At 72.1% G+C, this 13,796-nt stretch carries 11 protein-coding genes; 7 read left to right on the top strand and 4 right to left on the bottom strand.

Annotation, left to right across the window (positions count from 1 at the left end; all coding sequences use genetic code 11):
* The first annotated feature begins 71 nt into the window (after positions 1–71).
* The 5 genes from ACSC1Q_RS20845 (at position 72) to ACSC1Q_RS20825 (ending at position 5,635) form a co-directional block, all read left to right on the top strand.
* Positions 72–1,373 (top strand): DUF7847 domain-containing protein, encoded by a 1,302-nt coding sequence (locus ACSC1Q_RS20845; protein ID WP_436760367.1) that lies wholly within the window; start codon positions 72–74, stop codon positions 1,371–1,373.
* Positions 1,358–1,999, top strand: a complete 642-nt coding sequence (locus tag ACSC1Q_RS20840) for a DUF4129 domain-containing protein (protein WP_436760366.1) — start codon at positions 1,358–1,360, stop codon at positions 1,997–1,999. The genes ACSC1Q_RS20845 and ACSC1Q_RS20840 overlap by 16 nt, the downstream gene beginning before the upstream one ends.
* Positions 1,996–3,225, top strand: a complete 1,230-nt coding sequence (locus ACSC1Q_RS20835) for a DUF4350 domain-containing protein (RefSeq protein ID WP_436760365.1) — start codon at positions 1,996–1,998, stop codon at positions 3,223–3,225. Before ACSC1Q_RS20840 ends, ACSC1Q_RS20835 begins: the two co-directional genes overlap by 4 nt.
* Positions 3,226–3,344: 119 nt before the next feature.
* The gene (locus ACSC1Q_RS20830; protein ID WP_436760558.1) at positions 3,345–4,268 is read left to right on the top strand and encodes an AAA family ATPase; all 924 of its coding nucleotides are present in this window, start codon (positions 3,345–3,347) and stop codon (positions 4,266–4,268) included.
* 2 nt (positions 4,269–4,270) lie between these two features.
* A complete protein-coding gene (locus ACSC1Q_RS20825; protein ID WP_436760364.1) occupies positions 4,271–5,635 on the top strand; it encodes a DUF58 domain-containing protein in 1,365 nt (454 codons plus the stop codon).
* A 100-nt stretch (positions 5,636–5,735) separates the two neighbouring features.
* Here the strand turns inward: ACSC1Q_RS20825 and ACSC1Q_RS20820 are convergent, their stop codons facing one another.
* Complete coding sequence (locus tag ACSC1Q_RS20820; RefSeq protein WP_436760363.1) at positions 5,736–6,731, bottom strand: stage II sporulation protein M; 996 nt, start codon at positions 6,729–6,731, stop codon at positions 5,736–5,738.
* A 37-nt stretch (positions 6,732–6,768) separates the two neighbouring features.
* Here ACSC1Q_RS20820 and ACSC1Q_RS20815 point away from each other — a divergent pair, with 37 nt between their 5' ends.
* Entirely contained in the window at positions 6,769–8,160 is a 1,392-nt protein-coding gene (locus ACSC1Q_RS20815) for an RDD family protein (RefSeq protein ID WP_436760362.1), read from the top strand.
* A gap of 186 nt (positions 8,161–8,346) precedes the next feature.
* Here the strand turns inward: ACSC1Q_RS20815 and ACSC1Q_RS20810 are convergent, their stop codons facing one another.
* Entirely contained in the window at positions 8,347–9,729 is a 1,383-nt protein-coding gene (locus ACSC1Q_RS20810; protein WP_436760361.1) for an LVIVD repeat-containing protein, read from the bottom strand.
* Between the two features lie 294 nt (positions 9,730–10,023).
* Positions 10,024–11,442, bottom strand: coding sequence for an LVIVD repeat-containing protein (locus ACSC1Q_RS20805; RefSeq protein ID WP_436760360.1), 1,419 nt, complete (start codon positions 11,440–11,442; stop codon positions 10,024–10,026).
* Positions 11,443–11,623: 181 nt separating this feature from the next.
* On the opposite strand from ACSC1Q_RS20805, the gene ACSC1Q_RS20800 reads away from it, so the two are divergent.
* Positions 11,624–12,256, top strand: coding sequence for a DUF305 domain-containing protein (locus ACSC1Q_RS20800; RefSeq protein ID WP_436760359.1), 633 nt, complete (start codon positions 11,624–11,626; stop codon positions 12,254–12,256).
* A 74-nt stretch (positions 12,257–12,330) separates the two neighbouring features.
* On the opposite strand, the gene ACSC1Q_RS20795 is transcribed toward ACSC1Q_RS20800, so the two are convergent.
* Entirely contained in the window at positions 12,331–13,599 is a 1,269-nt protein-coding gene (locus ACSC1Q_RS20795; RefSeq protein ID WP_436760358.1) for an adenosylhomocysteinase, read from the bottom strand.
* Positions 13,600–13,796 lie beyond the last annotated feature (197 nt).

The raw sequence follows: 13,796 nt of genomic DNA, 5'->3' as shown, positions 1-13,796 counted from the left end.
CGGGGAGGATGAAACGTCCGTGTGATCGCCCGATCACCACGGAGAGCGGGTCCACATGTCAGGATTGGGATATGTCAGACGGTCACGGCTCCACTCCCGGTGCTCCCGGTACGCCCCCGGGCTGGGCGTCCAACCAACCCCCGCCGTACGGGAACACCCCGGGATCGCCGTGGACCGCGCCCGGCCCGGCGCCCGGCGCTCCCGAGGGGCCGCCCCAGGGGTTCCCGCAGAGCCCTCCGCCCGGTCCGGGGCAGCCCCACGGCCAGGCGCCGCACCAGCAGCCGTACCCATACCCGCAGGGCCCCTACGGCGCGGGCGGGCCACCCCCCGCGATGCGCCCCGGCGTCATCCCGCTGCGCCCGCTCGGCCTGGGCGACATCCTCGACGGCGCGATCAAGCTGATGCGCTCCAACCCCAAGAGCGTGCTGGGCCTGTCCGCGATCGTCGCCGCGCTGGCCGCGGTCCCCCTCGCGATCGGGCAGGCGAGCATGCTCGACTCCTCCCTCTCCTCGATCATGGACAACCCGGACGCGGTCCCCTCGCAGCAGAACATCCTCGTCGAGCAGAGCGGCACCCTGCTCTCCTACGCGGTCGAGATCATCGCGGTGACGCTGCTGACCGGCGTGCTGACCCGCATCCTGGGCCGCGCGATCTTCGGCGGGAAGATGACGGCCGGCGAGGCCTGGACGCTCACCCGGAGCCGGGTGCCCACGCTGTTCGGGGTGGTCGTCGTCACCCTCGTGGCTCTCCTCGTCCCGCTCGCCCTGGTCGTCGGCCTGTTCCTCGCGCTCGGCGCGGCGGGGGCCGGGACCGCCGTGGTGGCGGTCGCGGGAGTGGTGGCGGTGCCGGCCTTCGTGGTCTACGTCTTCTTCGTCTCCACCCGGCTGGCGCTCGCCCCGGCGGCCGCGGTGCTGGAGCGGCGCGGTGTCGCCGACTCCCTGCGCAGGTCCTGGCGGCTGGTCTCGGGCGGCTTCTGGCGGACGCTCGGCATCCTGGTCCTCACCCAGTTCATCGCGTTCCTGATCGGCCAGGTGCTCGCCTTCCCCTTCGTCCTGGGCGCGAGCTTCCTCGCCCTCCTCGGCGGCGGGTCCACCGGCGCGCAGATCCTCTCCGCGATCCTCATCGCCGTGGGCGTCACCCTCGGCTCGATGATCGCCTACCCCCTCCGGGCGGCGGTCAACGGCCTGCTCTACGCCGACCGGCGGATGCGCTCCGAGGCGTTCGACCTGGTGCTCCAGACCGCGGCGATCGAGCAGCAGCGGCAGGGATGGGTCCACGCGTCCGCCGACGACCTGTGGGACCCCGCCGTCACCCCCTCGGGCCCCGCGCGCCACGGGTCCCCCGGCCAGGGAGCCCCGTGGTCCCACTCCTGACGTCCCCGATCGACGTCGAGCGCGAGGAGGCGCGGGGCCAGGCGATCCGGGAGCTGCTCAGATCCGAGTACGCCAAGGAGTCCCTGGTCGACCGCCTCTGGCGGAACGTCAACCAGTTCGTCGGCGACCTGCTCGACCAGGAGTCCCTGGGCGCCGTCGGCAGCGTGGCCGCGCGGGCCGTCCTCCTCGTGATCGTGATCGCGATCGTCGTCTCGCTGCTCCTGATCGCGCGCAGGACCGCCAGGGGCGGCGCCTCCCGCGCGGGGGGGATCTTCGGGGACCGTCGCCTCACCGCCGCCGAGCACCGCGAGGCCGCCGAACGGCTCGCGGCGGAGAGCCGGTGGGCCGAGGCGGTCCGCGAGCGGCTCCGGGCCGTCGCCCGCGACCTGGAGGATCGCGTGATCATCGACTACACGCCCGGCCGTACCGCCGGTGAGCTCGCGGCCGAGGCCGGCCGCGCGCTGCCCGCGCTCGCCGGCGAGCTGACCTCGGCGGCCCGGGTGTTCGACGACGTGACCTACGGCGAGGTGCCCGGCACGCCCGAGGCGTACGGGATCATGCGCGATCTCGACGACCACCTGCGCGCGGCCCGCCCGGCGCCCGTCGTACGGGCGGACGCGCCATGACCCCGGCCGCGCCGGGGCGGCTGGGACCGGCGACCCCCGAGACCGCCGCGCAGGACCCGGCGACGACCTCCACCCCACCGACCTCCACCTCTCCGACCGCCGGCGGCCTCTGGCGCGGCGGCAGGGGCTTCCTGCTGGTGGCGCTCCTCGTGGTCGGCGTCGCCGTCGCGGGCGTGCTGCTCGGCGGCTCCGGCGGGCCGGGAAGGCCCCTCGACCCCGCCGACGCCTCGCTGTCGGGAGGCAAGGGCCTGGCCAGGCTGCTGCAGGCGCGCGGCGTACGGGTCGAGCGGGTCACCTCGGTCGCCGAGGCCGGGACGCTGGCCGGGCAGGCGGGTCCCGAGGGCAGCACCCTGCTGCTGAGCGAGACCTTCCCGCTCGACGAGGACGAGGCGAAGCGGCTCGCCGCCCTCCCCTCGGACCTGCTGGTGGTGGGCGTACGGGACCATCTGGGCCTGCTCGCGCCGGGGATCGCCCCGAGGCGCGAGGCGCGGGCGCGTTCCCGCGAGCCCCGGTGCGGGCTGCCCGCGGCGGAGAGGGCGGGCAGCGCCTACACCGGCGGCGTGGCCCTCACCGCCCCCCCGGGGTCGATCGGCTGCTACCCCGCCGACGGGGTGCCCACCCTGGTCTCCCACAGCGGCGCGGGCCGGACGGTCACGGTAGCGGGCGACGGGCAGTTCATGACCAATCTGCGGCTCGCCGAGGACGGCAACGCCGCGCTGGCGGAGAACCTCGCCGGCGGGAGGCCCACCCTGATCTGGCTGACGCCCCCCGAGGCAGCGGCCCAGGCGGGCGGCGGCAAGGCGAGCCTCTACGACCTGGTCCCCGAGGGGATCAGGTGGGCCCTAATACAGGTGATCCTCGCGGTGCTGCTGCTGGCACTCTGGCGGAGCCGCAGGCTCGGCCCCGTGGTGGCCGAGCGGCTGCCCGTCGTCGTGCGGGCGGCGGAGACCGTCGAGGGACGTGCCAGGCTCTACCGGGCGCGACGGGCCCGCGACCGGGCCGCCGCGGCCCTGCGGGCGGGCTTCACCGACCGGGTCACCCCCCGCCTCGGGCTGCCCTCGGGGACGGGTCCCGACGCGCTGGTGAACGCGATCGCCGAGCGGACCGGCCAGGCGGCGTCGCACGTCGGCGCCGCCCTGTACGGACCGCCGCCGGTCGACGAGGCCGGGCTGACAGCCCTGGCCGAATACATGGACATCGTGGAAAGGCAGGTCGGAAAGTCGTGACCACACCACCGGGGAACGGCGGTCCCACCGAGGCGGCCTCCGCCGTCAGGACCGCGCCCGGCGCACCCGGCGCACCCGCCGTACCCGCCGCGCAGGGCGCGGACCGCGCCAGGGAGGCGCTGGGAGCCCTGCGCGCCGAGGTCTCCAAGGCGGTCGTCGGCCAGGACGCCGTGGTCACCGGGCTGGTGATCGCGCTGCTCTGCCGGGGCCACGTGCTGCTCGAAGGCGTGCCGGGCGTCGCCAAGACCCTGCTCGTCAGGACACTGGCGGCGGCGCTCTCGCTCGATTTCAAGCGGGTGCAGTTCACCCCCGACCTCATGCCGGGCGACATCACCGGCTCGCTGGTCTACGACGCGAAGACGTCGGAGTTCGAGTTCCGCGAGGGGCCGGTCTTCACCAACCTCCTGCTCGCCGACGAGATCAACCGCACGCCGCCGAAGACGCAGGCCGCGCTGCTGGAGGCGATGGAGGAGCGCCAGGTCAGCGTGGAGGGGTCGGCGCGCGGGCTGCCCGACCCGTTCATCGTGGCCGCCACCCAGAACCCCGTCGAGTACGAGGGCACCTACCAGCTGCCCGAGGCGCAGCTCGACCGGTTCCTGCTCAAGCTGACCGTCCCGCTGCCGCCCCGCGACCAGGAGATCGCGGTGCTGGAGCGGCACGCGCTCGGCTTCGACCCGCGCGACCTGTCGTACGTCAAGGCCGTGGCCACCGCCGCCGACCTCGCCGCGGGACGCGCGGCCGTCGGCCAGGTGCACGTGGGCCCCGAGGTGCTCGGCTACATCGTGGACATCGCCAGGGCCACCCGCCAGTCGCCCTCGCTCCAGCTCGGCGTCTCCCCGCGCGGCGCCACCGCGCTGCTGGCCGGGGCTCGGGCCTGGGCGTGGCTGTCCGGCCGCGGCTACGTGACGCCCGACGACGTCAAGGCGCTGGCCAGGCCCGCGATGCGGCACCGGATCCAGATACGTCCCGAGGCCGAGCTGGAGGGCGCGACCGCCGACGGCCTCATCGACGCCATCCTCGCCTCCGTCCCCGTCCCCCGCTGACCATGGCGCTGACGGGACGGGCCGCGCTGCTGGCACTGCTGGGCACCCTGGCCGTGCTGTTCGCCCCCCGGCCGGGGCTCGCCGTGGCCGGGGTGGCGCTGCTGATCGTGGCGCTGGTCGTGGTCGACCTGCTGCTCGCCGGGAGCGTGCGCCCGCTGCGCTTCACCCGCTCGGGCGAGCGGCTGGTACGGCTCGGCGAGTCGGTCGCGGTCGCGCTGATCGTGGAGAACCCCGGCACCCGCCGGGCGCGCGGCGTGCTCAGGGACGCCTGGCCGCCGTCCGCCGGGGCCACGCCCCGGCACCTGCCGCTGGACGTGCCACCGGGCGAGCGCCGGCGGCTGGTCACGACACTCACCCCCACTCGCAGGGGCGACCGCGAGGCGGTCACCGTGACCGTGCGGTCGCTGGGCCCGCTGGGCGTGGCGGCCCGCCAGGGCTCGCACCGGGTGCCCTGGTCGGTCCGGGTGCTGCCGCCCTTCCTCAGCCGCAAGCACCTGCCCGCCAAACTGTCCAGGCTCAGGGAGCTGGAAGGCAGGCACCCGTCGATGATCCGGGGGCAGGGCACCGAGTTCGACTCGCTGCGGGAGTACGTGGTCGGCGACGACGTCCGTTCGATCGACTGGCGGGCCACCGCGCGACGCAACGACGTCGTGGTCCGCACCTGGCGGCCCGAGCGCGACCGCCGGGTGCTGATCGTGCTCGACACCGGGCGCACCTCGGCCGGACGGGTGGGGACCGCGCCGATCCCGCTGGCGGGAGAGGTGCCGAGGGCCGCCGGGGGCGGGAGGTCGCGGGTCGTGCCCGGCTGGCCCCGCCTCGACTGGTCGATGGACGCGGCGCTGCTGCTGGCCGCCCTGGCCTCCCGCGCGGGCGACCGGGTCGACTTCATGGCCCACGACCGCGGGGTGCGCGCCTGGGTGTCGGGCACCGGCCGTACGGAGCTGCTGTCGTCGCTGGTCAACACGATGGCCCCGATCGAGGCCGAGCTGGTCGAGGCCGACTCCGCGGGGATGGTCGCGGCCGTCATGTCGCGGGCCAGGCGGCGCTGCCTGGTCGTCGTGCTGACCGACCTCAACCCGGCGGCGCTGGAGGAGGGCCTGCTGCCGGTCCTGCCCCGCCTCTCCTCGCGGCACCTGGTGCTCCTGGCCGCCGTCTCCGATCCGCAGGTGGCCGAGATGGCCGCCGGGCGCGGCACCTCCGAGCTGGTCTACGGCGCGGCCGCGGCCGAGCACCTGAGCGCGGGACGACGCAGGATCACCGCCCTGCTGCGCCGCCAGGGCGTGGAGGTCGTGGACACCGCCCCCGAGCAGATCGCCCCGGCCCTGGCCGACGCCTACCTGGCGCTGAAGGCTGCCGGCCGGCTCTGACACCGTCTCCCCGGGTTCTCTTCCCATGGAGGGGACCGCCCGGACCGGAGCCGGGCCGGGTTTCAGCCCGCCCTGGAGGGCCGGGTCGGGGACTCGTTCTTCAGCCCGCGCTGGGGGCGAGGTCGGGGGCGCGCTCCACGTCGCCGCTCTCGCCCGCGGCCACGGCCCGGCGGCCGAAGTAGATCACGTAGGCGAGGAAGGCGGCCTCCGCGACCACCCCGATGCCGATCCGCGCCCAGGTGGGCAGCCCCGAGGGGGTGACCAGGCCCTCGATGAGCCCCGAGACGAGCAGCACCACGACCAGGCCGAGGGCCACGCTCATCACGGCCCTGCCCTGCTCGGCCAGGGCCTCGGCACGCCTGCGCGGGCCTGGGTCGACGACCGTCCAGCCGAGGCGCATGCCGACGGCCGCGGCGAGGAACACCGCGGTCAGTTCCAGCAGGCCGTGCGGGGTGATCAGCCCGAAGAAGATGTCGAGCTTGCCGCGCGAGGCCATCAGCCCGGCGGAGACGGCCACGTTGAGCGCGTTCTCCCACAGGACGTACGGGATCGGCAGGCCGAGCAGGATCGACATGATGATGACCTGCATCGAGACCCAGGCGTTGTTGACCCAGACCTGTCCGGCGAAGGAGGTCGCCGGGTTCTCCGAGTAGTAGTCGGCGAAGTCGTGCTCGACGAGCTGGGTGATCTCCTCGGGGGTGGCGATCGCCGCCTGGACACCGGGGTTCTGTCCCACCCAGACGGCGACGACCGTGGAGACCAGCAGGAACGCGACGCTCGTGGCCAGCCACCACCAGCGGGCCCGGTAGGCGACCACCGGGAAGGAGACCGTGAAGAAGCGGACGAACTCCCGCCAGGCCGGGGTGTGCGCCCCGGTCACGGCGGAGCGGGCGCGGGCGACGAGCGCCGACAGGCGGCCCACCAGGATCGGGTCGGCGGAGGCGGAGCGGACGAGGGACAGGTGCGTGGCGACCCGCTGGTAGAGGTCGACCAGCTCGTCGACCTCGGCGCCGTCCAGCGAGCCGCGCCGCCGGACCAGGTCCTCAAGGCGGTCCCAGGCGGGCCGGTGCGCGGTGACGAAGGCGTCGATGTCCACGCGGGCAGCCTATCCAGTCGAAGGTAGGGTGCTGATTGTGTCCGATGTCGTAACCGGCGAGGCCGTCGTCGTCGAGGTCCGTGTCGCCCAGCTCCCGAGCAGGGCCGCGGCGCTGCTGATCGACATGACGGTCCAGGTCGTGACGCTGCTCGGCGCCTCCCTGCTGGTCGGCAGCCTGGGACTCCTGAACGACCCGGCGCTGACCGCGATGGTCTACATCGTGCTCACCGTGCTCGTGGTCGTCGGCTACCCGGTGATCTTCGAGACGCTCACGCGCGGGCGCAGCCTGGGCAAGCTCGCGCTGGGGCTCCGGGTCGTGAGCGACGACGGCGGCCCCGAGCGGTTCCGGCAGGCCCTGTTCCGCGGGCTGGCGGGGGTCCTGGAGTTCTGGATGCTCAGCGGCGCCCCCGCGCTGATCAGCTCGCTGATCTCGGAGAAGGGCAAGCGGCTCGGCGACCTCTTCTCCGGCACCATCGTGATCTCCGAACGCGTCCCGCGCCAGTACGGGCCGCCGCTGGACATGCCGCCGACGCTCGCGCCGTGGGCGGCGACGCTGGAGCTGTCGCGGCTGCCCGAGCAGGTCGCGGCCACCGCGAGGCAGTACCTCACGCGCTGGCACGACCTGGCCCCCGCCGTCCAGCACGAGATGGGCGTGCGCATCGCCACCGAGATGTCCGCCTTCGTGTCCCCGCCCGCCCCGCCCGGCGTGCCGCCGTTCGCCTACTTGACCGCCGTGCTGGCCGAACGCCGCCGCCGCGAGCAGGCGCGCCTGGCCCGGCAGTGGCACGACCGGCAGCAGGCTGGTGGGCAGCGACCCGGTGAGCGGCAGGCGGGCCAGGGGTGGTCCAGCGGACAGCAGACCGGCCAGGGGTGGCCCGGTGGGCAGCGGGGCGGCCAAGCGCGGCCCGGTGAGCAGTTGGCCGGTGGGCAGCGGGCCGGCCAGGGGTGGCCCGGCCACGTCGCGACCCCACCCCATCAGGCTCACCCGCCGTCCCAGCCCTACCCGGCCGCGCCGCCCCCGTCGTACGCGCCCCCGGGGACCGGGCCGTACGCACCGCACCCCCAGCCCCCGTCGTACGCGCCCCACGGGGCCGGAGAGCCGCACGCACCCCAGCCCCCGTCGTACGCGCACCCACCGGCCGGTGAGGGGCCGTACGCGCCCTCGTCTCCGTCATACGTGCCTCCAGGGGCCGGAGAGGGGCCGTACGCGCCTCGCGAGCCGGAGCCCCGGCCCCACGCCCGGCCCGCCTACCCGGCGCCGCAGCCGCGGATCCCGCTCCCTCCCCCGGCGGAGCCCGCGCCCTCGGCGCACTCAGTGCTCCCGTCGCTACCGTCGCCCCCGCCGCCCCCGCCGCCCCCGCCGCCCGCGGCCGGGCCCGTCACGCGGGAGCCCGGTCCCACACCCGGCGGATTCGTCCCTCCCGCCTGACCTATGACCTAACCGACCTCTCTCCAGCGCGGTGCCGTACGGGCACGGCGATGGAGATGCGGCGGGAACGCGAAGAGGGACGGCGGGAGTCCGCCGTCCCTCTCCTCACGAGATCCGTGAAACCGCTACGGGTCTCTCATTCGGTGCCGCTCGCCCTCGCGGGGACCGCGCGCCGGTGACCGTACGTCAGTGACCGTGACCGTAGGAGGCCTGGGTCTGCACGTTCAGCCGGTCCAGGCGGACGCCCTTGGCCGGGTCGGTGCGACGGTCGTCGATCTTGAGAACGTCCAGGCCCCTGCGGAAGTCGCTGGCGTAGACGTAGCCGTTGTAGTAGTACGCGGACCAGATGCCGCCGCCGCCACCGTCGGGCTCGGGACCGCGCTCGAAGAAGCCGATCTCCTTCGGCTTGGACGAGTCGGTGAAGTCCACGAAGGAGACGCCGCCCTGGTACCAGGCCTGGACCATGATGTCCTTGCCCTTGACCGGGATCAGCGAGCCGTTGTGCGCGACGCAGTTCTCGGTGTCGGCCTGGTAGCGAGTGATCTTGAAGTAGCCCTTGAAGACCAGCTTGCCGCGCTTGATGTCGTAGTAGGCGTTGGCACCGCGGTTCGGGCCGGTGGCCTCGTTGCAGGTGGCCTGGCCGCCGCCGCCGAGCTCGTCGGTGAAGATGACCTTGTCACCGTTGTTGCTGAACGTCGCCGAGTGCCAGAACGCGAAGTTCGGGTCGGTGGTCCGCGCGGTGATGACCGGGTTCTCCCGGTCGGAGATGTCGAACAGGACGCCGTCACCCATGCAGGCCCCGGCCGCGATGTTCTTCTCCGCGTAGACGGTGATGTCGTGGCAGCCGCTGGTCGGCAGCAGCAGGCCCGGCTGGGTCTCGTTGCCGCCGTCGGGGAAGACGACCGGCGTCTTGACCACGGCCGCGGCGGTCGGGTTGCGCAGCGGCACCTTGATGACCGAGATCTTGTCGTGCGGCGGCAGGCAGTCGGGGAACGTGGCGTTCGGGTTGTAGGAGGAGGCGTAGAGGTAGACGTTGCGCCGGTCCCTGGACTTGCCGGGGACGAGTGTCAGCGTGTGGGAGCCGCAGTTGGTCTCGACCGACTTGATGTACTTGGGGTTCTTCTTGTCGCTGATGTCGAAGATTCGAACCCCTTCCCACGATTCCTTCACGCTGGCGGGCTGGGCGACGCTGCTGCAGGAGTCGTCGTTGCGGGAGTTGTCGACCGCGGCGAACAGCAGGTCTCCGTAGACCGACACGTCCATCTGCGAGCCGGGGCACAGTACGCCGCTGACGAGCTTGGCACGCCTCGGGTTCCTGATGTCGTAGATCGAGAAACCGCCGTAGTTGCCAACGTAGGCGTAGTCACCCTGGAAGGCGATGTCGCTGTTGGTGGTGGCCTCAAGGCCGGGGAGCTTGGGCAGGGTGCCCACGTGCGTCACGTTGGGGCTGGTGACGATCTCACCGGGCGGAGGAATGTCGGCGGCCTGGGCCGAAACCGTGGACATCAGCATCGCGGCGGCCGTGGCCGCCACTACCAACGCCCGAACGGTCCTTCGGGGAGCGAACACTCGGGTGCCTCCTTGGAGCGGACATAAGGCATGCATAAATTAGCAAATCGCCCCTCCTGACAGCCGGATCGACGGAGCATGACTTTGTCACAATAAAATATGTGGCGAACTCTTTACTGGAGCCCGGGAAAAGCTTATGATCTACGTTCCCTTCATGATCATTTCGGGCCCGCCGACCCCCGCACGTCCCATACGCGCGACGGCCACCGGGCGCCTGTCGGGCGCCCGGTGGCCGTCGTCGGGTGGTGGTCGTGGCCGTCGTCAGAGGTCGATGGCCATGACCGCCCTCAGAGATCAGTTGTCGTGACCGCGACCACGGTAGTACTCCTGGGTCTGCGCGTTCAGGATGTCGAACTTGACCCTCTCGGCCCTGCCCATACGACTGTCGTTAATCTTCAGGACGTCGAGGCCGAGGTTGAAGTCGCTGCCGTAGATGTGGCCGTTGTAGTAGTAGGCGGACCAGAAGCCGCCGCTGAGCGCGGGGGCGGTGCTGTCGGGGCCGCGCTCGAAGAACGCGATCTCCTGCGGGTTGCTGGAGTCGGTGAAGTCGACGACCGAGATGCCGCCCTGGTACCAGGCCTGGACCATGATGTCCTTGTTCTTGACCGGGATGAGCGAGCCGTTGTGCGCGACGCAGTTCTCGGTGTCGGCCTGGTGGCGGGCGATCTTGAAGTAGCTCTTGAAGGTGAGCTGGCCGTCCTCGATGTCGTAGTAGGCGTTGGCGCCGCGGTTCGGGCCGATCGCCTCGTTGCAGGTGGCCTGGGTGCCGCCGCCGAGCTCGTCGGTGAAGATCACCTTGTTGCCGTTGTTGCTGAACGTCGCCGAGTGCCAGAACGCGAAGTTCTGGTCGTCGCGGACGGTGGCGGTGACCTTCGGCTCGACCGGGTTGGAGATGTCGAACAGGACGCCCTCGCCCATGCAGGCTCCGGCGGCGATGTTCTTCTCCGGGTAGGCGGTGATGTCGTGGCAGCCGCTCGTGGCCGAGGTGCGCTCGGGGTAGGGCAGGGTCTCACCCGGGTTGCCGCCGTCGGGGAACAGGACCGGCGTGGCGACGACCGAGGCGGACGCCGGGTCGCTCAGCGGCACCTTGATGATCGAGATCTTGTCGTGCGGCGGCTGGCAGTCGGGGAACGACGCGTTCGGGCTGTAGGAGGAGACGTACAGGAAGACGCTCTTGCGGTCCCTCCCCTTGCCCGGGACGACCGTCAGCGTGTGCGAGCCGCAGTTGGTCTCGACGGCCTTGATGTACTTGGGGTTCTTCTTGTCCTTGATGTCGAAGATCCGGACGCCCTCCCACGACTCCTTGACGCTGGCGGGCTGGCCGACGCTGCTGCAGGAGTCGTTGTTGCGCGAGGAGTCGACCGCGCCGAAGAGAAGGTTGCCGTAGACCGACACGTCCATCTGACCGCCGGGGCAGACCACCGAGCTGACCAGCGAAGTCCTGCTCGGCTTCCGGATGTCGTAGATCGAGAAGCCGGTGTAGTTGCCGACGTAGGCGTAGTCGTCCTGGAACGCCATGTCGGTGTTGATGTCCGTCAGCGCGGCGGGCTTGGGCACGTTCAGGACGTGCTCGATGTTCGCGCTCTTGGCGATCTCACCGGGAGCCGGGATATCGGCGGCCTGCGCGGGGAACGCGGCCAGCGCCGTCGCGACGGCAACCCCGGCCACGAACAGGAAGCGGCCGGTCAGGCCCTTCCCGAGGGGGGTGGACACTCGTGAACCTCCTTGACACATACACCCAATAAAAGGTGCATAAATGCTTAAATGGTTCACGCTGTACGGTCATCCGGCAAGCCGTCACAGTGTCAGCAACTGTTGCCGGTGTGTGGTCTTTACGGGCAGGCCCGGCAGGGGTTACGGTCTTTCGTCACTGGACATTCACGAAGGAGGCCGGGTGCGCGTCGCGCTCATCGTCGTGCTCGCCGCCCTGTTGTCCCTCAGCGCGTGCAGCTCGGAGCCCGAACCGGCCCCGTCCCCCCAGGCCTCGGCGCCGATCATCGTCCCCGGCAGGCCGGGTGAGGTCGCCAGGACCGTCGGCCCGAGCGAGGCCGCCACGCTCGTGCCCACGCCCTCCCCCAACGCGGCCGACGTGACGTACGTCCAGAAAATGGTCGTCCACCACCGCCAGGCCCTCGACATGGCCGCCCTCGCCCCGACCAGGGGCGCGCACGTCAGGCTGAAGAGCCTCGCCTCGCGCATCAAGGACTCGCAGGGGCCGGAGATCCAGTTCATGATCTCCTGGCTCCAGCAGCAGGGCCTGAAGGCCCCCGAGCACCACGCCGAGCACGACGCCATGCCCGGCATGGCCTCGCCCGAGCAGATGGAGGCGCTCAAGGCCGCCTCGGGCAGGGAGTTCGACCGGCTCTTCGTCCAGCTCATGACCGCGCACCACCAGGGCGCGCTCAAGATGTCCGAGCAGGTCCTGACCTCCGGCTCACACATACGGATCGAGGAGCTGGCCAACGACGTCTCGGCGGGCCAGAGCGCCGAGATCCGCAGGATGCAGGAGATGCTGCCCGAGCTCTGACGGCGGCGGGCACGGCGGCGAGATCCGGGACGCCGGTGGATGGCGTGACTACGAGCCGCGCCTGGATGGCACGGCTACGAGCCGAGCCGCCACGAGTGGAGATACTCCTCCTGCTCGGAGGTGAGCTCGTCCATCTCGATCCCGGCCGCGGCCAGCTTGAGCCGCGCCACCTCTACGTCGACCTCCCCCGGCACGTCGTAGACCCCCGGCTCCAGCCGGGCCCGCTCGCGGACCAGCCACGCCACCGAGAGCACCTGCGCGGAGAAGGACATGTCCATGACGGCGGCCGGATGCCCCTCGGCGGCGGTCAGGTTCACCAGGCGGCCCTCGGCGAGCAGCAGGAGCCTGCGGCCGTCGGCGAGGACGTACTCGTCGGTGTTGGGGCGCACCCCCCGATGGACGGCGTGCGCCAGGTCGTCCAGGGCGCGGACGTCGATCTCGACGTCGAAGTGCCCGGCGTTGGCCAGGATCGCGCCGTCCTTCATCTCCGCCAGGTGCTCGCCCCTGATCACGTCGCGGTTGCCGGTGACCGTGACGAACACGTCCCCGGCGCGGGCGGCCGCCGCCATCGACCGTACGTCATAGCCCTGCAGCGAGGCGTCGAGCGCCTTGACGGGGTCGATCTCGGTCACCACGACCCGCGCCCCCAGGCCCCTCGCCCGCTCGGCGACGCCCCGGCCGCAGTAGCCGAATCCGGCGACCACCACGGTCTTGCCCGCGAGCAGGGTGTTCGTGGCGCGCATGATCCCGTCCATGGTCGACTGGCCGGTGCCGTAGCGGTTGTCGAACATCCGCTTGGTCCGCGTGTCGTTGACCGCCACCACGGGGAACCTGAGGGCCTTCTCCGTGGCCATCTGGCGGAGCCTGATGATCCCGGTGGTGGTCTCCTCGCACCCGCCGGAGACCGTCTCCAGCAACTCGGTCCGCTCCGTGTGCAGGATGTTGACGAGGTCGCAGCCGTCGTCCAGGACGATGTCCGGGACGATGTCGAGTGCCTGGTGGATGTGGTGGTAGTAGGCGTCCATGGTCACCCCGGCCTGCGCGTGCACGACGACGCCGTAGTCACGGAGCGCCTCGGCGACGTCGTCCTGGGTCGACAGGGGGTTCGACGCGGCCAGGGCGATCTCGGCCCCGCCCGCCTTGAGGGTGCCCATGAGCACGGCGGTCTCGGCGGTGACGTGCAGGCACGCGGCGATCCGCAGCCCTTCGAAGGGCCGCTCGACGGCGAACCGCTCGCCGAGGGCGGTGAGCACCGGCATCGCCCGCGCCGCCCACCCGATCCTTAGCTCCCCCGCGGCCACCAGAGCGCTGTCCACGTCTCTCCCCAGATTGCCGGAACCCATAGATTGCCCGAACCCCGGATCGCCGGGACCCCGGATCCGCCCAGGCCCCGGATGACCGGAATTTCGGCCCGCCGGAACCCCGGATCACCCGGACCCCGGATCACCCGAATCCCAGATCCTGGACCCCGGAACCGCCCGAGCCCCGGACCCGTCCGGACCCCGAACCCCGGACCCGTCCGAGCCCCGGATCGCCCGAA

The sequence above is a fragment of the Streptosporangium heterodermiicola genome, assembly GCF_051390675.1.
Taxonomy (GTDB): Bacteria; Actinomycetota; Actinomycetes; order Streptosporangiales; family Streptosporangiaceae; genus Streptosporangium.
The sequence above is the reverse complement of the archived record's forward strand: the minus strand, read 5'-3'. Positions and strand labels throughout refer to the sequence as shown.